Source organism: Cryptosporangium sp. NPDC051539 (assembly GCF_044454545.1).
Classification (GTDB): Bacteria; Actinomycetota; Actinomycetes; order Mycobacteriales; family Cryptosporangiaceae; genus Cryptosporangium.
This window is the reverse complement of sequence record NZ_JBITDV010000001.1, coordinates 763,295-782,732: the sequence shown is the minus strand read 5'-3', so window position 1 is coordinate 782,732 and position 19,438 is coordinate 763,295. Positions and strand designations below refer to the sequence as shown.

Here is a 19,438-nt window from a genome sequence, read left to right as displayed (position 1 = left end):
CATGTTCGACGGCTTCGTGCAGCACGGCCTGCAGACCGCGCGGGGACGCATCTTCGCCCGGACCGGCGGCCAGGGCCCGCCGTTGCTGCTCCTGCACGGGTATCCCCAGACGCACGTCATGTGGCACACGGTCGCGGATCTGCTCACCGACCGCTTCACGGTCGTCGTGGCGGACCTGCCCGGGTACGGGGCGTCCTTTCGTCCCGTACCCGCGGCCGACCACGCACCCCACTCCAAGCGGGCGCTCGCCGCTGATCTCGTCCGAGCCATGGGCCTGCTCGGCCACGAGCGGTTCGCGGTCGCGGGCCACGACCGCGGTGGGCGGGTGGCCTACCGGATGGCGCTGGACCACCCCGACCACGTCGGCGCCGCCGCCGTCCTCGACGTCGTGCCCACCGGCGACGTGTGGGCCAGGGCGGACGCGCGGACCGCCCTCGGGTACTGGCACTGGGCCTTCCTCGCACAGCCCGCACCGCTGCCCGAGCGTCTCATCGCCGCCGACCCCGACGCGTTCTTCGATTTCCACGTCCGGGCTCTCGGCCTCGGGCGTGCACGGGACAGGTACCCGGCCGAGCTGATGCGCGGCTACCGAGCGCTGCTCGACGACGTGAGCACCGTCGAGGCCGTCTGCGAGGACTACCGGGCCGGCGCGACCGTCGACCGGCACCACGACGACGCCGACCGGGGCGTCCGCACGATCGCGTGTCCACTGCTCGCGCTGTGGGCCGCGGACGGCGCGTTGCCCCGCTTCTACGGCGACGTGCTCGACGTGTGGCGGCCCTGGGCCGACGACGTCACCGGTCACGCGGTGCCGGCCGGCCACTTCCTGGTCGAAGACCAACCCGAGGCGACCGCGGAAGCCCTGTCGGCGTTCCTCCAGCGGCGTCCCTCGGCTTTCCCGATCTCCTGACCTCCGGAAAGGTTCAGCCATGTCCTCCGACGCCGTCGAACACGGGCAGCCGGCCGATGAGCTCGCCGCCACCCTGAAGCGCACCGAAACCCTGCGACGAAGCTCGTCCATCCCGGGCCGGGACATCGTCCAGGTGCGCACCGAGATCCCCGCCGGAGTCGAGTCCGGATGGCACGTCCATCCCGGCGAGGAGGTCGGCTACATCGTCGCCGGGACGGTCCGGATGGAGATCCGCGACCAAGCGACGCTCACCCTGCAGGCGGGTGACGGCTTCCTGATCCCGCCGCGGACCCCGCACAACGCCACCGACCTCGGCCCCGGCACCGGGCTGATGCTGTCGACCTACCTCGTCGAGACCGGACAACCGCTGGCGACGTTCGTCCGGTGAACGAAGCGGCACCACGGCCCTCCGGCGCGCGGCGGGCGGGCCGTGCTGCCGGTTGTGCGACGACCGCGCCCGCACGGGGGAGCGGCCGGACTAAGCGTTGGCGTAGCCGGGGACCTGTTCCCGGATCCTCTGCATCTCGGCCTCGTCCGAGATGCCCTGGAAGTCGTACCGAGGCGTGTACGGCCGCTCCACGGACGCGGTCTCCTCGTCGGTCAGCCGGATCTCCAGCGACGCGACGGCGTCGTCGATCTGCGCGACGGTGTTGGCGCCGACCAGCGGCGCGGCGACCACCGGCCGGCTGTGCAGCCAGGCGAGCGCGACCTGCGCCCGGCTGACGCCGCGCTCGGCGGCGATCGTGCCGACCGCGTCGATGATCGCCCGGTTGGAGGCGTCCTCGGTGGGGGTGTAGAGCAGGTCGGCGTAAGCGCCGTCGGTCGCGGCCCGGGCCGTGGACGTGGCCTCGTCCCAGGGCCGCGCGAGCCGTCCCCGGGCGAGCGGACTCCAGATCAGGGTGCCGACGCCCTCGTCGAGGCAGAGCGGGATCATCTCGCGCTCCTCCTCGCGAGCCAGCAGGTTGTAGTGGTCCTGCATCGACACGAATCGTGCCCAGCCGTGCTGCTTCTGCAGGGTGAGGGCCTTGGCGAACTCCCAGGTACGCATCGACGACGCTCCGAGATAGCGGACCTTGCCCGCCTTGACCAGGTCGTTCAGCGCCTCCAGCGTCTCTTCCCACGGCGTCGCGCGGTCGTTGCGGTGGATCTGGTAGAGGTCGATGTAGTCGGTGCGCAGGCGACGCAGGCTGTGTTCGACCTCGGTCATGATCGCCTTGCGCGACAGCCCCCGCCCGTTGGGCCCCGGCCGCATCGGGTGGCGCAGTTTGGTGGCGATGACCACCTCGTCGCGATCCGCGAAGTCGTGGAGCGCACGACCCACGATCTCCTCGCTGGAGCCGTAGGAGTACAGGTTCGCGGTGTCGAAGAAATTGATGCCGACGTCGAGCGCGTGCCGGATCAGCGGACGGCTGGCCTCCTCGTCCAGCGACCAGACCGGGTGGCCGCGATTCGGGTCGCCGTAGGTCATCGCGCCGATGGCGACCGGAGAGACGTCGAGACCGGTGGAGCCGAGTTTGTGGTAGCGCATGCGAGGCTTCCTTCGTAGTGGAGAGATCTCCACTACGGTAACGGAGATCTCTCCGGTTGTCTCGGCCTCACTCCAGGAGGATCGCTCGCAGGGGCCGGGCGAGATGCGCGGTGAGCTGCTCCGCGGACACTCCGGGTTGATCGGCGACAGCCCCCGGTGGCGGGACGTGCCGAACCCGCCGCGCTCGGCGCAGACACCGATCGGCCGGCTGGTCACGATGGCCGAGATCGCCGACGCCACCGAGTTCCTGCTCCGCAACACCGGGATGAACGCCCACGACCTCTACGTCGACGGCGGAGTGCTGGCCACCTGAAGCTGTTTTCCGCGGTGCCGCCGGAATCCCGGCACCGCGGCCGACAATGGGGGGATGACCGCACTGAGCGTGACGCGCGAGCGCAGGGCCGACGCGCTGACCCGAGCCTGCCGGGGCGCCCCATCCGCATTGGCCCTGTTCGAGATCGTCTCCGAGCAGTTGCGGGAGCTGGTCCCGTTCGACGGGTCGGCGTGGTTCGCGACCGACCCGGCCACCCTCCTCGGCACCAGTGCCGTGCGGGTGGAGAACATCGAGCCGGGCCACTGCGAGACCTACTGGCAACGGGAGTGCCTGGTCGAGGACGCCCTGCTCTTCCGGGACGTGGCCCGCAGCTCCCAGGGCGTCGCGACGCTGTACGAGACCACAAACGATCGGCCCGCCGACAGCGCCCGCTACCGGGAGTACCTGGCCCCGCAGGGGTACGGCGACGAACTCCGGGCCGCGTTCCGGCTCGGGACGACGACCTGGGGCGTCCTCGACCTTTACCGGGACCGCTCGCGCGCCCCGTTCACCAAGGGTGACCGGGATCAGATCCAGCGGATCGCACCCGCCGTCGCGCACGCCCTGCGTGCCTTCGCGACGGCCGAGCGCCGCCCGGCCCCGGCCGGCGGCCCCGGCACGGCGTTGTTCGACCGCCCGGGCACCCTGCTGTCGCTGGACGCCCAGGCCGAATTGCTGTTCGAGGAGATCGGCGGCCCGGAATGGCGGGCGTTCCCGGCCACGATGACGCCCGTGCACGGGGTCATCGCCCGCGCCACCGCCGTCGTCCAGGGCCGGGATCGCGGTCCCGCCGCGACCCGGCTGCGGGCGGCGTCCGGTCGCTGGCTCGTGCTGCACGCCTCCTGCCTGCGCGGTCCGGACGACGCGTCCGGACCGACGGCGGTGACCGTCGAACCCGCGCGCTCGGAGCAGATCGCGCCGATCATCGTGGCGGCGTACGCGCTGACCCCGCGCGAGCAGCAGGTGACGCGGGCCGTCGCGCGCGGGCTATCCAGCCAGGAGATCGCCGTCGAACTGTTCCTGTCGCCCCACACGGTGCGGGACTACCTCAAGACCATCTTCTCGAAGGTCGGAGTGAGCAGCCGGGGCGAGCTGGTCGCGAACCTGTTCGCCGAGCACTACCAGCACCCCCTCCACGAGAGCGCCGACCAGGTCGAGTGGTGAGGGCGCCGGCCCACCCCGCAAATGGGGGGTGACGTCCGCTCCGCACGCGTTCCAGGGTGGAGGCCACGACCAACCCCCGGAGGAACGCAGTGGAAATCTTCGATCGGCACGTTCCGGAGGAGTGGACGCCGGGCCGGACCGTCGTCTTCGCGGGCGCCGGCGTGATCACGATGGACCCGGCCGCGGGCGACTTCGTCGGCGACGTCGTCGTCACCGGATCGACGATCAGCGCGGTCGGACCGTCGGCCGGATCGCCGGTCGCCGACGACGCGCTGGTCATCGACGCGACCGGAACCGTGATCACCCCGGGCCTCGTCGACGGGCACGTGCACGCGTGGGAAGGCGCTCTGCGCGGTGTCTCGCCCGACAGCGAGATCATGGCGTACCTCAACCTGACCCACACCACGCTGGCCCCTCTCATGACGCCGGAGGACATGGCGATCGGAGAGCGGGTCACCGCCACCCGCGCCCTCGAACAGGGCGTCACCACGATCGTCGACAACAGCCACAACGTGCGCAGCCTCGAGCACGGCCAGGCCGTCGTCGACGCGCTGCGGGAGGCCGGGCTGCGCGCGGTCGTCGCCGCCGGTGTCGGCCTCGGGCACCCGGACGCCCACCTGCACCGGGCTGTGCTGGACCTGCGTGACCACTGCGCGGCGGACCCCCGGATCGACGTACGGCTGATGGAACTCTTCCCGTCGGTGGCCGGCCTGCGGTTCGCGGCCGAGAACGGCGTCGGGCTCGTCGCCGAGACGATCGCCGGAATGGGCGACCTCGACGCGGTGATGACCACGGAACTGCTCGGTCCCCAGGTCACGCTCGACCACGTACTCGGACTGGCCGACAGCCACTGGCAGGCGATCGCCGCCAGCGGTGCCGCGATCGCGCTGGTGCCGCGATCCGACCCGCACTACGGGCTCGCCGCCGCCGGCCCGGTGCTGACCGCCAACCGCTTCGGCGTCCAGGAGGCGATCAGCACCGACAACGAGTTCGAGTACGGCAGCGACATCCTCGGTGAGCTGCGCACGCTGCTGATCACCCAGCGCGGGCAGGCGTACGCCGCGGCCGGGACCGGCGCCGCGGACGCACCCCGTCCCTACGGCGTGCGTGACGCCCTGCGTGCGGCCACCGTCGGCGGCGCGCGGGCCGCGGGTCTGTCCGGGACGATCGGCGTGCTGGCGCCCGGCGCGAAAGCCGACCTCACGGTGTTCTCGCTGGCCCGGCTGCGCCCGATCGCGTCGTACCTCGGCGCCGTGGCCGGCTACGCGGAATCGCAGGACGTCACCGCGGTCGTCGTCGACGGCGTTCCCCGCAAGTGGGCCGGCGAGGTGCTCGGCGTGAATCGCGACGAGCTGGCGCGGCAGGCGGAGGAGAGCCGGGACCGGCTGCTGAAGCAGGTCGGCGTCGACGTGGACAGCCTGCGCTTCGCCGGCTCGCTGGAGCTACCGGGCGCGCACTGAGCCGGCCCCTCACCACCCGGGGCCCGGAACGGCCGAGGGCCGCCGTGCGCCCGGCTCCCGGCGCCCGGCTCCCGGCGCCCGGCTCCCGGCTCCCGGGAGGAGAGATAGGTTCGGTCTGGTTCCCCAGGGAGGCAGCGTGGCCGAGACCGGTTGGCGACGTCCCTGGGCTGCCCGTCTGCGGCCCCGGGGCCAGGTCGACGTCGACCGGGCGGTGTCCCCGGCCGCGATCGTGGAGGCCGCCGTCGCGCGAGTCGGCGCGGGCCCGGTGGGCTGGGCGATCGAACTGAACACCGAGGTCGTGCGCCGCATCGTCAGCGAGGTGCCGGCCCTCGGTGGTAGCCCGTCCGCCGTCGAGATGCTTCGCCGCGGCAACGAGGCGACCACGCTGCACGTGCTGTTCACGCTCGTGGACGGGCCGGCGGCCGCCGCACCCGCCGGTGCGGCGACGCTGGAGAGCGTCCGCGAACTGGTCCACCGCGCGGTCCCGCTCGACCAGGTACTGCGCGGCGTCCGGGTCGGGCACGCGGCCACGACCGAGGCGTTCCTGCAGGCCTGCGCCGAGCTGGTCGACCCCGACACGGCGGCCGGGGAGATCACCGCGGTCTCGCGCGATCTGTTCTCCTCCGTCGACGGCCTGGCCGACGCGATGATCCGCACCTACCTCGTGGAGCACGAGGCGTGGAGCACGAGCGTCGCCGCGGCCCGGGCCGACCTCGTGCGCTCCCTCCTCGACGACACCCGGACGCCTGACCACGGCGAAGCGTCCCGGGTGCTCGGGTACGACCTGACCCGCCACCACGAGGCCGTGGTGGTGTGGTCGGAGGCGTCGAACGGCGACTCCACGCTGCAGCGGGCCGCGATCGAGGCGCTGCGGGCCCGCGGTGCCACCACCACGCTCGTCGTCCCCGTGACCACGGGCCGGTTGTGGGCCTGGGGGACCGTGTCTCCCGGTGGGACCCGCCGGACGGACTCGTGGGAGGAGGTCACCGAAGCGCTCTCCCACCGACGGGTGCAGGCGGCCTTCGGCACTCCGGCCGACGGCGTCGCGGGCTTCCGCCGCTCCCACCGCGAGGCCGGACACGCCGAGCGGCTCGAGCGGCTGCGGCGGGCCGGCGGGCGGCCCCCGCGCTCCGCGACCACCTACGCCGACGTCGCCGCCGTCGCGCTGCTGACCACTGACCTCGAGGCCGCCACCGACCTCGTGCGACGCGAGCTCGGCGGGCTCGCGGCACGCAGCCCGGCGATGGAGGCACTGCGGACCACGCTGTACCACTACATCAACGCCGAGCGCAGCATCGTGGACGTCGCCGGACGCCTGCACGTCGCCCGGGGCACGGTGACGTACCGCGTGAAGCGGGCCGAGGACGTACTCGGGCACGACGTCGACGACCGCCGCTTCGCGCTCTACACCGCGCTCACGCTCGTCGAAGAGCTGGGCGACGCGGTGCTCGGGCCGGTCGGCGCCGACCCGTGAACCGGCTGAGCCGGCAGACCAACGGCCGGTCGAAAACCTGAGTCGGCAGACCAAGCGGTCGCCCCGGACGTCGCTGTGTACTTCGACGTACACGATCGAACCGCACCGGGAGGCCAACGATGATCGACCGCCAAACCTTCGTCGAGCTGATGAGCGGAGTGTGCGCTCCGGTCACCGTGGTGACGACGACCGGAGCCGACGGGCGGCCGCACGGCAGCACCGTGTCGAGCTTCGCCTCGCTCTCGCTCGATCCTCCACTGGTCAGTTTCGCGCTCGACCGCACGTCGACCCTGCTGACCCACCTCCGGCCGGGCGACCGGGTGGGCGTGAACATCCTCGCCGCCCACCAGCAGGAGCTGGCGTCCGGGTTCGCGCGCCGGAGCGACGGGCCGGGGCGCAAGTTCGACGGCATCCCGTGGACCGTCCGGGCCGGGCTGCCTCACCTGCCCGGATCGGCGGGCTGGACGGCCGGACGGGTCGACCGTCACGTCGACGGCGGTGACCACGTCCTGCTCGTCATGCGGGTCGACGAGGCCGAGTCGAGCGCCACGGCTCCGCTCGTCTACGCGCGCCGGGCCTTCGGCACCCACTCCCTGCTCGCAGTGGCGAGTTGAGGACGATGACGATCACGCTGGACGCCCCCCACACGACCGACGCCGTCCGCAAGCTCCGGGCCGACCTGGTGGAACGCGCCGCGGCCCTGCGGCCGCAACTGGCCGCCGAGGCCGACCGGACCGACCGCGAGCGCGCGGTGCCCACGTCGAACATCGACGCGCTGGCCTCGGCCGGCCTGCTCGGTCTCCTGCAGCCGGCCCGCTACGGCGGCCGGCAGACCGACTTCCGCACGATCATCGAGGTCAGCCGGGAGCTCGGACGGGCGTGTGGCTCCACCGCCTGGGTGGCCTCGCTGCTGAACGCGTCGGCGTGGTTCGCCGGGCTGTTCCCCGTGCAGGCCCAGGACGACATCTGGGGCGAGCGTCCCGACGCGCGGATCGCCGGCGTCGTGACACCCTCGGGGACGGCCGACGCGGTCGACGGCGGATACCGGGTGAGCGGGCGCTGGGCCCCGGCCTCGGGGTGCACCCACGCCGATTGGGCGGTACTCGGAGTCGTCCGCCCGGACGCCGCGGGCACGTCGGACGCCGTCGGCATCGTGCTCGCACCGATGTCGGAGCTGGTCGTCGAGGACACCTGGTTCGTGTCGGGCATGCGCGGCACCGCGTCGAACACCCTCGTCGGCGAGGATCTGTTCGTACCGGCGCACCGCTTCCTGTCGATCCCCGACGCGGTCGAGGGCCGGTACGCCACGCCGTTCACCGACGAGTTGCTCTACCGGGCGCCGTTCGTACCGGTGGCCGCGCTGCTGCTGACCGGACCCCATCTGGGTCTGGCCACGGCCGCCGTCGACCTGCTGGCGGAGAAGGCACCGCGACGGGGTCTGACGCTGACGAACTACGCCACCCAGGCCGAAGCGCCCACCGTCCAACTCGCCGCCGCGCACGCGGCCTCGCTCGTCGACTCCGCGGCGCTGCACGCGTACCGAGCGGCCGCCGACATCGACGAGGCGGCCCACGCCGGAGTGTTCCCCGGCTACGACGCGCGGGCCCGGATGCGGATGGACGCGGGGATGGCGGCGGTCCACGCCCGCGAGGCGGTCCGCATCGTCTGCTCGGCCCAGGGCGCTTCGAGCTTCAGCGAAGCCAACCCGTTGCAGCGCCTCTGGCGTGACGTCGAGACCGGTAGCCGGCACGCCGTGCTCAACCCCGAGGTGGCGGCCGAGATCTACGGGAAGGCGCTGTTCGGCATCCGCGGCACCGTCTCCGCGCTCGTCTGAGGCGGCGCCCCGCCGCACCTACTGACAAGGACACCGATGTCTGCTCAGCACCGCGGGGCGAACTTCCCCGTGCCGGCCGCTCGCGGCGACCTGCCCGTCGTCGACTCCCATCTCTACGACGACCTGCTGCCCCCCGAGGCCGCGCTCGCGCTGACCGCGGGCCACCGCCACCACCTCGATCCCTACGTCGGCGTCACCGAGACCGGCACGCCTCGCCGGGGCCTCTACGACCTCGATCGGGCCGGGAGCGCTCCGCACTGGGCGGTCAAGGCGGCCCGGTCGTACCTGGACGGCTTGGCGCCGCACCAGCGGGTGGTCGGGGCACTGCCCATGGACGCTCCGGAGTGGCGGCTGTGGACCAACGCGATCCCCACCTGGCACCCCAAGGGCCTGCGTCTGGAACGTCTCGCCGGGGCCGACCGGGACCGGGCGCTCACCGTGCTCGAAGAGAGCCTCAGTCCGGCCGGTTACGCCCAGGTGAGGGCCGCGATGGCCCTCAACGCGAACCTGGGCGAGCTGATCGGCGACTACCAGGACACGCTGACCGAGTTCGCCTACTGGTTCACGGTCTTCGGCACCCCTTCGGAGGACTCCCCGTGGGGATGGCAGCTGATGGGTCATCACGTGGACCTGCACTGCGTCTTCGTCGGAGGCCAGGTCGTTCTCGCCCCGGTCTTCCTCGGAGCCGAGCCGACGACCGGGACCGGACGGTTCGAGGGACTCCGGGCCTTCGACGCGGAGACCGAGACCGGCCTGGCGCTTCGCCGGTCCCTGGATCCCCATCGCGAGGAGGAGTTCCTGCTGGGGTCCTCGCTGCGGGCCCGGGACCTGCCGCCCGAACTGGCCGGCCCCTGGAACGGGCGTCATCTGGCCGGAGCGGGCGCCGACAACCTCGTCCTGCCTCCGGAGGGGATCGTCGCGGCGAGCCTGCCGCCCGGCCAGCGGGACGGTCTGGTGGATCTGATCCGGGTGTACCTGGACCGCCTGCCGGCGCGTCAGGCCGGACGAATGCTGGCGCTCGTCCGGGAGCACTTCGGCGAGACGCGGTTCGCCTGGCGCGGCGGCCACGACGACGAGTGCGCGTTCTACTACCGGATCCACTCCCCGGTGCTCCTGGTCGAGTACGACAACCATCCCGGTGTCTTCCTCACCAACCCCGAACCGGCCCGCTTCCACGTCCACACGATCGTGCGGGCGCCCAACGGCAACGACTACGGACGCGACCTGCTCGCCCAGCACTACCGGCTCCACCACGGCGACACCGGCGGCCACGGAACCGGCTGACCTCGCCGTCGCGGTGGGGAATCGGCCCCGGACGATACGATCGAGCGAAACTTATCGGGAGGTCCGGTTTCGATGGTGGTGCGTGTCGGCCTGGTCGGCGCCGGACCCTGGGCGACGAGTTTCACCGGGCCGCTGCTGGCGGCAGGGCCGGGGACGGCGCTCGTCGCGGTCTGGGCGCGGCGCCCCGAGGCGGCGGCACAACTCGGGGTTCCGGTCGCCGGCAGTTTCGACGCGCTCCTCGACACCTGCGACGCGGTGGCGTTCGCGGTTCCTCCCGACGTGCAGGCCGAACTCGCGCCGCGAGCGGCGGCGGCCGGGAAGCACCTGCTGCTCGAGAAGCCGCTCGCGTTCACCGTCGAGGACGCCGAGCGCATCGCCGCGGCGGCGGACGACGCCGGGGTGGTCACCCAGCTCATGCTGACCAACCGCTGGTCGTCCGCCGTGCCGGCGTTCGTCGACGAGGTCAGGGGCGCCGGCCCGCGCGTGCTGCGCGCCGAGTTCGTCGGCAGCGGCGCAATGCCCGGCTCGTTCTTCGCCACACCCTGGCGGCAGCCCGAGGCGGCCCTCCACGACGTCGGGCCGCACGTCTTCGACCTGCTCGAGGCCGCCGCCGGACCGGCGACGGTCGTGCACGCCCGCCGGGCCGGCGCGGTCACCGCCGTGACGCTCGAGCACGAGGGCGGCGCGGTCAGCTCCGCCGTTCTCTCGATCGCGACGCCGGGCGCACACGGACCGCTGAAGTGCGAGGCGATCACCGACGCCGGGCGCATCGTCCTCGGCGACCCGGGTGCCGAGTTCCCCACCACGATCCAGCGCCGGATCGCCGAGACGTTCGGCGACGCGGTCGCCGGCGGCCGGAGCCCGGCGAGCGACGTCCACCGCGGAGTCCGGCTGCAGCGGCTCCTCGCCGCGGCCCAGGCCGCGCTCTGACCGCCGCGCTCCGCATACGTAGTCCGAACAAGGAGCCTCAGATGCGCGCAAGTGCGGTTCGAACCCTGCTGAGCGGTGGCGGCACCGCCGTCAATGCCTGGCTGTCGAACGACAGCCCGTACGTCGCGGAGGCGCTGTCGCACGCCGGGTTCGACTCCGTGACCGTCGACCTCCAGCACGGCATGTTCGGCGTCGACACCGCGATCCGTCTGCTCCAGGCGATCAGCGCCGGGCCGGCCGAGCCGTTCGCCCGCTGCCCGAGCCACGACCCGGCGGTGATCGGCAAACTGCTCGACGCGGGCGCCTACGGCATCATCTGCCCGGGCATCGACAGCCCGGCCGACGCTGAGGCGTTCGTCGCGGCGTGCCGCTACCCACCGGCCGGGCGGCGCAGCTTCGGGCCGGGGCGCGCACTGCTGTACGGCGGTCCCGGCTACGTCGACGGAGCGGACGACACGCTGATGGCGTGGGCGATGATCGAATCGGCGCCGGGGCTGGAAGCGGTCGACGCGATCGCGGCCACCCCCGGTCTCGACGGGCTGTTCGTCGGCCCGAACGACCTGGCGCTCGCCCTCGGCGCCCGGCCCGGCCAGGTGCCACCACCGGCGGAGGTCGAACGGGCCTGGGAGACGATCCTCCGGGCCGCCCACGACGCCGGGATCTACGCGGGCACGTTCTGTCCCGACGGTGAGGTGGCCGCACGTCTGACGGCGCTGGGCTACGACTTCGTCACCCCCGGGAACGACCTGGCCCTGCTGCGGGCCGGCGCCCGTCTGGCTCTCCAGGACTCCCGGGCCACCCCGAACGGCACCGGCTACTGACATGTCCCGCAAGGTCACCAGCTTCGACGTCGCCGCGCGGGCCGCCGGACACCAGGTGACCCCGGTTTTGCGGGCGCCCACGGCTCAGCCGCGCCACCACTCCCGCAGTAGCGCGGCCACGACCTCGGGCGCTTCCGGCGGGCCCGGCTAGGCTCCGGTCGGCGAATGACCCGACCGGTCGAGGGGGCACGACGTGAGCGACGAGCCGGACGAGTTCTCGTATCTCGCCGAGGAGGCGGCCGAGGTGGGCGCCCCGGCGGTCCTGCCGACGGTCCGCCGCTTCGGCGTCAGCACCCCGGCCGGCGCGGTCAGCGCCCTGCGGTGGGGCGACGACCCGCGCCTGACGCTGCTGCACGGCGGCGGCCTGAACGCCCACACCTGGGACGGGACGCTGCTCGCGCTGGGCAGGCCCGCCCTCGCGCTGGATCTGCCCGGCCACGGTGACTCCGAGTGGCGGGACGACTTCGACTACGCCCCGCGTCCGAACGCCGGGGCGGTGGCCGCCGTCCTCGACGCCGTCGGGCCCGGGACGCGTCAGACCGTCGTCGGCCAGTCGCTCGGTGGCCTGACCGGCGCCGCCCTGCTGGAGGCGCGGCCCGACCTGGTCGAGCGGCTGGTACTGGTCGACGTCAGCCCGGGCCTGCGGCCGGAAGACTCCGCCCAGGTCCGCGACTTCCTCAGCGGTCCGCTCGTGTTCGGATCCCGGGACGAGGTGGTCGAGATGGCGCTGGCCGCGGGGATCGGCTCCTCCCGGCCGGCGCTGGCCCGGGGAGTGGCGCTGAACACCCGGGTGCGCCCCGACGGCACGATCGTGTTCAAGCACCACTTCGCCAGCCCTCCGCCGGGCGGCCGGCTCGACGTCGATTTCCGCGATCTGTGGCCCGCGCTCGAGAACTCCGAGGTCCCGGTCCTGCTGGTCCGCGGCGCACACGGCTACCTCGGCCCGGCGACGGTCGACGAGTTCCGCACCCGGGTGCCGCGCGCCACGATCGTCGAGATCGACGCCGGCCACAACGTCCAGGAGCAGCAACCCGCCGCCCTGGCCGCGGCCCTCGGCGAGTTCCTGGACGCCTAATACTCCAGCCGTAAGTCGCTGTGGTTATGGTCTGGCGGTGTGTTGGCGCTGGTAGTGGCTGGTTTGGGCGCGGTGTTGGTGGCGTCGTCTCCAGGTTGCCCAGGTCCAGGGGTCCTGGATTCGGCGGGTGGGGTTGATGATGATCCGGTTGAACAGTCGTGCGATTTCGTTGCAGGTCAGCGGGATCATGCCGTCCGGCGGCGGAGCCGCGGCGTGTTCGGTCGCGGTGAGCACGGCGAGTAGGGCGTGGGCGAGCATCGCCAGGAGTGTCCAGCGGCGCCAGGACAGCCAGCGGCGGACCTGATGCTGGTCGAGACCGGTGAGGCCTTTGGCGGCTTGGAAGGACTCTTCGACGGTCCATCGGCGTCCGGCGACGCGGACCAGTTCGAGCAGTGGAACCGGTCGGGGTGCGTAGCAGCGGTAGAACGCCAGTTCACTGGTGCGATGGTTGCGGCGCGCCAGCAGCCACCAGCGGCCCGTGGCGCTGGGCGGTGCGGGCAGGTCGATCAGCGCCCAGTCATAGAAGCGGTGGCCTTTCGCGCCGGGTCCGGCCGAGAGGTGCTGCCAGGCGTGTTTCGGGACGGTTTTGATCAGGGCGTCTGCGCGGACCGGGCCCAGGGCGGTGGGGACCTGCCGGTTGCAGCCGATGGCCAGGACGTATCCGACCTGGCGGTCTTCCAGGGCGGCCCGTAGGTGGGGGTCGGCGCCGTAGACCTCGTCTCCGGTGACCCATGACGCCGGGATTCCGGCGTCCAGAGCACGGGCGAGCATGGTGGTGGCCAGTGCGGGTTTGGTCGCGAACGCGATGTCATCGGGGATTCCGGCGGCGGCGCATCGTTCGGGGTTCTGGGTCCAGGATTTCGGGAGGTAGAGCTCCCGGTCGATCATCGCGTGCCCGGGCGCGCCGGTGGTGCTGGTGCCGGCGTAGGTCAGATACACGGCGACCTGCGCGTTCTCGATGCGGCCGGCGGTGCCGGTGTATTGACGCTGGACCCCGGCGGTGTGGGTGCCTTTCTTCAGGTCGCCGGTCTCGTCCACCACGAGGACACCGGAGGGGTCCCCGAGGTGTTGGGTGACGTATCCGCGCAGGTCATCACGCATTCCGTCGGTGTCCCACACGGCGCGGGCCAGCAGGTACTGCATGCCATGGGGATCAGGGTCGCCTGCGTGTTCGGCCAGGGTCCAGCAGTTCTTGCGGGGCAGCTCGGCCAGCAGACCGAGGGCGAACGCGCGGGCCCGGCGCAGGGTCGTCGAGCGTGGGAACCGGGGAGCGACCCGGGTGAAGAGCAGGTCGGTTTCCGTTTCCCAGCGTGCGGGTCCTACCCTGTGGCCAGCGGCCACCGTTTGATCGTCCGATGTCGACACAACTGACGAGGATCACCGGTGGCCGTCCTACGTCCCGGACCGCCCTGCCGCCATCCCAGGACTTACGGCTGGAGTACTAAGACCCGATCCAGTCGGCGAGGAGTTGCCTGCGGTCGGCCGGCAGGTGGACGCCGTACTCCTCGAGCAGGTCGCGGCGGGCCTGGGCGGCGGCCTCCACGCCGTCGCGCGCGTCGATGAGTTCGAACAGCCGGCTGTGCTGGCGCACCCACCGATCCATCAGCCCCGCGCTGTCTCCCGCCTCGGCGATCTCCGACTCGATCATGCCGGTGGCTACCGAGCGGACCACCGCGCTGCAGATCTGGAGCAGCGGATTGCCGGTGGCCTGGGCGATCGCGTCGTGGAAGGCGACGTCGGCCTCGCTCCAGGCGGTGCGGCCGGCGCCGACGGTGCTGTGCAGCCGCTCGAGCGCGGACCGGATCGCGGCGATCTGGGTCTCGTCGTGCAGCCGCGCGGCCAGATAGGAGGCCGCGCCGTCGAGCAGGATCCGGAACTGCAGGAGATCTTCGAACGAGATCTCGCCCGAGCGGGCCAGCTTGTCCATCGGGCGGCGCAGGGTGTCGGGGCTCAGCGGCAGTAACTCGGCGCCCTGTGGGTCACCCTGCCGGGAGCGGAGCAGGCCGTTGCTCTCCAGGACGCGCAGCGCCTCGCGGACCGTCGAGCGGGAGACCTGGAACTGGCGCATGAGCTCGCGCTCGCTGGGCAGCCGTTCCCCGGCGCGGAGGTCTCCCCGCCGGAGTGCGGACTCGATCTGCTCGACGACCCGCTCGTAGGCCCGGACCGGCCGGACCGGCTCGAACATCGACCGCTCGCCTCCCTCCGTGCGCGGTAATCGGTGCGTAACAAATAGCGAAACGGAATTGTCATCGGTGGGGACAGGTCTGATCGTTGACCCGAATTCCACCGCGTGCCAGGCTTTCGGCCAACACCCTAGTGGACTGGTCTGACCAGTGAAGGCGTTGTGGAGGTGTGTAGCCTTGGCCACACGGAGAGTGCTGAGCACGGCGATCGGGGCCTTAGCGCTGTGCCTGGCCGCCACCGCCTGTTCGGCCGGTGACGATTCGTCCGGCAGCGGCTCGACCAGCACGAAGACCACGGCGACGTTCGGCTTCACCGCCGCGCCCGACAACCTGGACTTCACCACCACCGACGGGGCGGCGATCCCCCAGGTACTGCTCGACAACGTCTATCAGGGCCTGGTGAAGCTCAGCCCGGACGGCAAGATCGTCGGCTCGCTGGCCAAGTCCTGGACGGTCTCGCCCGACAACAAGACCTACGACTTCCAGCTCCAGCCGGACGCGACGTTCTCGAACGGCGACAAGTTCACCGCCGACACCGTCAAGTTCAGCATCGAGCGGGTGAAGAGCTCGGCCTGGAAGATCTCGCTCAAGGCCTACCTGGACGTCGTAGACCAGGTGCAGGTGGTCTCACCCACCGAGGTCAAGGTCGTGCTCAAGCAGCCCAGCAACGACTGGCTGTTCCGGATGACGACCCGGGTCGGCGCGATGTTCGACCCCAAGGCGGTGACCGACCTGGCCAACACGGCGATCGGCACCGGGCCCTACACCGTCACGCAGTTCAACCGGAACGACTCGGTCGTGCTGACCGCGCGCAGCGACTACTGGGCCACCAAGCCCAAGCTCAAGACCGTGAAATTCCAGTACTACAGCGACACCAACGCCGAGAACAGCGCGTTGCTCTCCGGTGGCATCGACGGGATCATCGCGCTCCAGACGCCCGACACCCTGGGGCAGTTCAAGAGCAAGTCCGATCTGACGGTGGCCCAGGGCACGACCAACGGCGAGGTCGTGCTCTCGATGAACAACGCCAAGGGTGTCTTCACGAACAAGGCGCTGCGCCAGGCGGTCAACTATGCGATCGACCGGAAGGCGCTGGTCAAGGCGGCCTATGGCGGCTACGGCTCGCTGATCGGCAGCATGGTCCCGCCGACCGACCCGTGGTACCAGGACCTGTCCGACGCCTACCCCTACGACACGGCGAAGGCGAAGGCCCTGATCGCGCAGTCCGGGGTGAAGAACCCGACGGTGGCCTTCAAGATCCCGAACCTGCCCTACGCCGTTTCGTCCGCGCAGGTGGTCAAGTCCGACCTGGCCAAGGTCGGCATCACGGCCACCATCTCGGTGCTGCAGTTCCCGGCGGCGTGGCTCGACCAGGTGTTCACCAAGCACGACTTCGACATGTCGGTCATCGCCCACGTCGAGGCCCGGGACATCGCCACCTACGGCGACAAGTCCTACTACTGGGGTTACGACAACCCGGCCGTCACCCAGCTCCTGGCCTCCGCTGACGCCGGCACGCCCCAGCAGCAGATCACCGACTACGAGAAGGTGGCCAAGACCCTCTCCGACGACGCCGTCAGCGATTGGTTGTTCCTCCTGCCGAACATCGAGGTCCTGCGCAAGGGCCTGAGCGGTGTGCCGGTGAACGGCCTGTCCGAGTCCTTCGACGTCACCGGCGTGAGCTGGGGCAGCGGCTCGTGATCGGCCGTCTGGCCACCAGGACCGGGATCCTGGTGGCCAGCCTGCTGGTCGCCTCGATCGCGGTCTTCCTGATCATGGCCGTGCTCCCGGGCGACCCGGCCACGGTGAAGCTCGGGGTGAACGCCAACCCGGCTCAGGTCGAGGAGCTGCGTCACCAGTTCGGCACCGACCGGCCGCTCGTGGCGCAGTACCTGTCCTGGGCCGGCGGGCTGGTGCGGGGCTCGTTCGGCACCTCGTACCTGACCAACGCCGCGGTCGGCCCGCAGATCACGGCCAAGATCCAGGTGACGCTCTGGCTGGTGGTGCTCGCCCTGATCGTCGCGGTCGTGCTCGCGGTGCCGCTGGGCATCCTGGCCGCGGTCCGCTCCCGCCGGGCCGACGGCGCCGCGCTGGCCGGCGTCAGCCAGCTGGGCATGGCCGTGCCCAGCTTCATCCTGGCGATCCTGCTCATCGACGTGTTCGCCGTCCGCCTGCACTGGGTGCCCTCCGGCGGCTGGGTGCCGCCGACGGCCGGTCCGGGGCCGTTCCTCAAACAGGTCGCGCTGCCGGTGCTGTCGCTCGGCCTGATCCAGGCGGCGCTGCTCAGCCGGTACGTCCGATCGGCCACGCTGGACGTCCTGCGGGAGGACTACCTCCGGACGGCACGGGCCAAGGGCCTCTCACCGGGCCGGGCGTTTCTGCGCCACGGGCTGCGCAACGCCGCCATCCCGGTGGTCACCGTCCTCGGCCTGCAACTGGCGGCGCTGCTGATCGACGCGATCGTCATCGAGAAGGTGTTCGTCATCCCCGGGCTGGGCAGCCTGCTGTTGACGTCGGTCTCCAACCGGGACCTGCTGCTCGTCCAGGGCATCGTGATGGTGCTGGTGGGAGCCGTCCTGGTGATCAACTACGTGGTCGACCTGGCGTACCTGGCGATCGACCCCCGGCTGCGGAGGTCGGCATGAGCATCGCCCAGTCCGGGCTCCCCGCGGCCGGCCTGTCGACGCCCCGGCGCTTCTCCCTGACGATGATCGCCGGTGCGGTTCTGGTCGGGCTGGTACTGCTCGCGGCGCTCGTCTCGTTCGTCTGGACGCCGTTCGACCCCACGGACGTCGACGCTGCCGTGCGGCTGCAGGGGCCCAGCGGCGCGCACTGGCTGGGCACCGACACGCTCGGCCGGGACGTGTTCAGCCAGTTGCTCGTCGGCGCCCGCACCACGCTCTTCGTCGGGGTGATCGCGGTGGGCGTCGGTGCGGTCGTCGGCACGCCGCTGGGCATCGCGGCCGCGATGACCGGGCGGATCACCTCCGAGCTGGTCCGCCGGTTCATCGACCTGTTGCTCGCGTTTCCGGCTCTGCTGCTGGCCGTCATGTTCGGCGCGGTCTACGGCGCCAGCACGCTCACCGCGATGCTGGCGATCGGCATCGCCACCGCACCGGCGTTCGCCCGGCTGGCCCGGGCCGGAACCCTGCAGGTGATGGCGAGCGAGTACGTGCTCGCGGCCCGGGTCGCCGGGCGGCGGGGGCCGGCGATCGCGGTCCGGCACGTGCTGCCGAACATCGCCGGCGTGCTGATCGTGCAGGCGTCGGTCTCCTACGGAATCGCGGTGCTGGCCGAGTCCGGCTTGTCGTACCTGGGCTTCGGCACCCCGCCGCCGACCCCCTCGTGGGGCCGCATGCTGCAGGACGCGCAGACCCTGATCTTCAGTGACCCGTTGCTCTCGCTGTGGCCGGCCGCGGCGATCGCGCTCGCCGTGCTCGGCTTCAACCTGCTCGGCGACGGTCTGCGCGACCGGTTCGACCCCCGTCTGGAGCAGAACCGATGAGTGCCGTCTTGACGGTCGACGGGCTGTCGGTCGGTGCCGGGAGCACGCCGCTGATCCGGGACATCTCGTTCACTCTCGGCCCTGGCGAACGCGTCGGGCTGATCGGCGAGTCCGGCTCGGGCAAGTCGCTGACCGCGCTGAGCGTGCTGGGCCTGCTGCCGGACGGCGTCCGGGCCCGGGGATCGATCCGGCTGGCCGGGGTCGAGCACGAGCTGATCGGTGCCGGCGAGCGGGAGCTGGGCCGCGTCCGGGGCAAGCAGCTGACGATGGTCTTCCAGGAGCCGATGACGTCGCTCAACCCCACCCAGCGGGTCGGCCACCAGGTGGCCGAGGTGCTGCGGATCCACTCCCGGATGAGCCGGGCGGAAGCGCGCGCGCACGCCGTCGAGCTGCTGGGGCGGGTGCGCCTGCCGGATCCTCCGCGGACCGCCCGGGCGTATCCGCATCAGCTCTCCGGCGGCCAGCGGCAACGCGTGGTGCTGGCGATCGCGCTGGCCAACCGGCCGGCGGTGATCCTCTGCGACGAGCCGACCACCGCACTGGACGTCACCGTGCAGGCGCAGATGCTGGCCCTGATCGAACAGGCGGTGGCCGAGGACGGCAGCGCGCTGCTGTTCATCACCCACGACCTGGCCGTGGTGGCGACGATCTGCGAGCGGGTCCTGGTGATGTACGGCGGCCGGATCGTGGAGAGCGGCACAGTGACGGAGGTGTTCCGGCGTCCTCGGCACCGCTACACCGCCGGCCTGCTGGCGGCGTCCGATCTGACCGCCGACGACGGCACGGGCCGGCTGCCGACGATCCCCGGCAGCGTGCCCGGCGCCGGCCGCTTCCCGGCCGGCTGCGTGTTCCGCAACCGGTGCGCGGCCGCGACCGACGTCTGTGCCGGCGTTCCGGAGTGGACGCCCGCTCCCGGCGGGGGATACGCCTGCTGGCATCCGGTGAGTGCACCGTGAC

Annotated in this window: 19 protein-coding genes; 16 read left to right on the top strand and 3 right to left on the bottom strand. The window is 71.9% G+C overall.

Annotated features, from left to right (window positions below):
- The first annotated feature begins 1 nt into the window (after position 1).
- Both ACIBZJ_RS03705 and ACIBZJ_RS03700 read left to right on the top strand, forming a co-directional pair.
- Positions 2-910: an alpha/beta fold hydrolase gene (locus ACIBZJ_RS03705; protein ID WP_395925090.1), complete on the top strand. Its 909-nt coding sequence runs from the start codon at positions 2-4 to the stop codon at positions 908-910.
- 19 nt (positions 911-929) lie between these two features.
- Entirely contained in the window at positions 930-1,298 is a 369-nt protein-coding gene (locus ACIBZJ_RS03700) for a cupin domain-containing protein (RefSeq protein ID WP_395925088.1), read from the top strand.
- A gap of 90 nt (positions 1,299-1,388) precedes the next feature.
- On the opposite strand, the gene ACIBZJ_RS03695 is transcribed toward ACIBZJ_RS03700, so the two are convergent.
- Positions 1,389-2,438 carry an aldo/keto reductase gene (locus tag ACIBZJ_RS03695; protein ID WP_395925086.1) on the bottom strand — a complete coding sequence of 350 codons (1,050 nt, stop codon included), beginning with the start codon at positions 2,436-2,438 and terminating at the stop codon, positions 1,389-1,391.
- Positions 2,439-2,541: 103 nt separating this feature from the next.
- On the opposite strand from ACIBZJ_RS03695, the gene ACIBZJ_RS03690 reads away from it, so the two are divergent.
- The 10 genes from ACIBZJ_RS03690 (at position 2,542) to ACIBZJ_RS03645 (ending at position 12,793) form a co-directional block, all read left to right on the top strand.
- On the top strand, positions 2,542-2,751 hold the full coding sequence (locus tag ACIBZJ_RS03690) for a hypothetical protein (RefSeq protein WP_395925084.1): 210 nt from the start codon (positions 2,542-2,544) through the stop codon (positions 2,749-2,751).
- A 54-nt stretch (positions 2,752-2,805) separates the two neighbouring features.
- Entirely contained in the window at positions 2,806-3,915 is a 1,110-nt protein-coding gene (locus tag ACIBZJ_RS03685; RefSeq protein ID WP_395925082.1) for a response regulator transcription factor, read from the top strand.
- A gap of 89 nt (positions 3,916-4,004) precedes the next feature.
- Positions 4,005-5,375, top strand: coding sequence for an amidohydrolase family protein (locus ACIBZJ_RS03680; RefSeq protein ID WP_395925080.1), 1,371 nt, complete (start codon positions 4,005-4,007; stop codon positions 5,373-5,375).
- A gap of 136 nt (positions 5,376-5,511) precedes the next feature.
- Positions 5,512-6,849 carry a PucR family transcriptional regulator gene (locus ACIBZJ_RS03675; protein ID WP_395925078.1) on the top strand — a complete coding sequence of 446 codons (1,338 nt, stop codon included), beginning with the start codon at positions 5,512-5,514 and terminating at the stop codon, positions 6,847-6,849.
- Between the two features lie 119 nt (positions 6,850-6,968).
- Complete coding sequence (locus ACIBZJ_RS03670) at positions 6,969-7,463, top strand: flavin reductase family protein (protein WP_395925076.1); 495 nt, start codon at positions 6,969-6,971, stop codon at positions 7,461-7,463.
- 5 nt (positions 7,464-7,468) lie between these two features.
- Entirely contained in the window at positions 7,469-8,683 is a 1,215-nt protein-coding gene (locus ACIBZJ_RS03665) for an acyl-CoA dehydrogenase family protein (RefSeq protein ID WP_395925074.1), read from the top strand.
- Positions 8,684-8,719: 36 nt separating this feature from the next.
- Positions 8,720-9,967 carry a DUF3500 domain-containing protein gene (locus ACIBZJ_RS03660; RefSeq protein ID WP_395925072.1) on the top strand — a complete coding sequence of 416 codons (1,248 nt, stop codon included), beginning with the start codon at positions 8,720-8,722 and terminating at the stop codon, positions 9,965-9,967.
- Between the two features lie 72 nt (positions 9,968-10,039).
- The gene (locus tag ACIBZJ_RS03655) at positions 10,040-10,897 is read left to right on the top strand and encodes a Gfo/Idh/MocA family protein (RefSeq protein WP_395925070.1); all 858 of its coding nucleotides are present in this window, start codon (positions 10,040-10,042) and stop codon (positions 10,895-10,897) included.
- Positions 10,898-10,938: 41 nt separating this feature from the next.
- Complete coding sequence (locus ACIBZJ_RS03650; RefSeq protein WP_395925068.1) at positions 10,939-11,718, top strand: HpcH/HpaI aldolase/citrate lyase family protein; 780 nt, start codon at positions 10,939-10,941, stop codon at positions 11,716-11,718.
- Between the two features lie 193 nt (positions 11,719-11,911).
- On the top strand, positions 11,912-12,793 hold the full coding sequence (locus ACIBZJ_RS03645) for an alpha/beta fold hydrolase (protein ID WP_395925066.1): 882 nt from the start codon (positions 11,912-11,914) through the stop codon (positions 12,791-12,793).
- 24 nt (positions 12,794-12,817) lie between these two features.
- Here the strand turns inward: ACIBZJ_RS03645 and ACIBZJ_RS03640 are convergent, their stop codons facing one another.
- Complete coding sequence (locus ACIBZJ_RS03640; RefSeq protein WP_395925064.1) at positions 12,818-14,134, bottom strand: IS701 family transposase; 1,317 nt, start codon at positions 14,132-14,134, stop codon at positions 12,818-12,820.
- Positions 14,135-14,234: 100 nt separating this feature from the next.
- Complete coding sequence (locus ACIBZJ_RS03635; RefSeq protein ID WP_395925062.1) at positions 14,235-14,978, bottom strand: FadR/GntR family transcriptional regulator; 744 nt, start codon at positions 14,976-14,978, stop codon at positions 14,235-14,237.
- Positions 14,979-15,153: 175 nt separating this feature from the next.
- Here ACIBZJ_RS03635 and ACIBZJ_RS03630 point away from each other — a divergent pair, with 175 nt between their 5' ends.
- The 4 genes from ACIBZJ_RS03630 to ACIBZJ_RS03615 all read left to right on the top strand — a co-directional run bounded on the left by ACIBZJ_RS03630 (position 15,154) and on the right by ACIBZJ_RS03615 (position 19,437).
- Positions 15,154-16,677, top strand: a complete 1,524-nt coding sequence (locus ACIBZJ_RS03630; RefSeq protein WP_395925060.1) for an ABC transporter substrate-binding protein — start codon at positions 15,154-15,156, stop codon at positions 16,675-16,677.
- Entirely contained in the window at positions 16,674-17,621 is a 948-nt protein-coding gene (locus ACIBZJ_RS03625; RefSeq protein ID WP_395925058.1) for an ABC transporter permease, read from the top strand. Before ACIBZJ_RS03630 ends, ACIBZJ_RS03625 begins: the two co-directional genes overlap by 4 nt.
- A gap of 62 nt (positions 17,622-17,683) precedes the next feature.
- Entirely contained in the window at positions 17,684-18,481 is a 798-nt protein-coding gene (locus ACIBZJ_RS03620) for an ABC transporter permease (protein WP_395926007.1), read from the top strand.
- Positions 18,478-19,437 (top strand): ABC transporter ATP-binding protein, encoded by a 960-nt coding sequence (locus ACIBZJ_RS03615; RefSeq protein ID WP_395925056.1) that lies wholly within the window; start codon positions 18,478-18,480, stop codon positions 19,435-19,437. The genes ACIBZJ_RS03620 and ACIBZJ_RS03615 overlap by 4 nt, the downstream gene beginning before the upstream one ends.
- Position 19,438 lies beyond the last annotated feature (1 nt).

What these genes read in the sequence shown, in the direction of transcription:
- ACIBZJ_RS03635 (WP_395925062.1), bottom strand. Translation starts at nt 14,978, where the DNA reads ATGTTCGAGCCGGTCCGGCCGGTCCGGGCCTACGAGCGGGTCGTCGAG.
- ACIBZJ_RS03690 (WP_395925084.1), top strand. Translation starts at nt 2,542, where the DNA reads ATGCGCGGTGAGCTGCTCCGCGGACACTCCGGGTTGATCGGCGACAGC.
- ACIBZJ_RS03650 (WP_395925068.1), top strand. Translation starts at nt 10,939, where the DNA reads ATGCGCGCAAGTGCGGTTCGAACCCTGCTGAGCGGTGGCGGCACCGCC.
- ACIBZJ_RS03665 (WP_395925074.1), top strand. Translation starts at nt 7,469, where the DNA reads ATGACGATCACGCTGGACGCCCCCCACACGACCGACGCCGTCCGCAAG.
- ACIBZJ_RS03685 (WP_395925082.1), top strand. Translation starts at nt 2,806, where the DNA reads ATGACCGCACTGAGCGTGACGCGCGAGCGCAGGGCCGACGCGCTGACC.
- ACIBZJ_RS03615 (WP_395925056.1), top strand. Translation starts at nt 18,478, where the DNA reads ATGAGTGCCGTCTTGACGGTCGACGGGCTGTCGGTCGGTGCCGGGAGC.
- ACIBZJ_RS03660 (WP_395925072.1), top strand. Translation starts at nt 8,720, where the DNA reads ATGTCTGCTCAGCACCGCGGGGCGAACTTCCCCGTGCCGGCCGCTCGC.
- ACIBZJ_RS03705 (WP_395925090.1), top strand. Translation starts at nt 2, where the DNA reads ATGTTCGACGGCTTCGTGCAGCACGGCCTGCAGACCGCGCGGGGACGC.
- ACIBZJ_RS03670 (WP_395925076.1), top strand. Translation starts at nt 6,969, where the DNA reads ATGATCGACCGCCAAACCTTCGTCGAGCTGATGAGCGGAGTGTGCGCT.
- ACIBZJ_RS03700 (WP_395925088.1), top strand. Translation starts at nt 930, where the DNA reads ATGTCCTCCGACGCCGTCGAACACGGGCAGCCGGCCGATGAGCTCGCC.
- ACIBZJ_RS03655 (WP_395925070.1), top strand. Translation starts at nt 10,040, where the DNA reads ATGGTGGTGCGTGTCGGCCTGGTCGGCGCCGGACCCTGGGCGACGAGT.
- ACIBZJ_RS03620 (WP_395926007.1), top strand. Translation starts at nt 17,684, where the DNA reads ATGATCGCCGGTGCGGTTCTGGTCGGGCTGGTACTGCTCGCGGCGCTC.
- ACIBZJ_RS03695 (WP_395925086.1), bottom strand. Translation starts at nt 2,438, where the DNA reads ATGCGCTACCACAAACTCGGCTCCACCGGTCTCGACGTCTCTCCGGTC.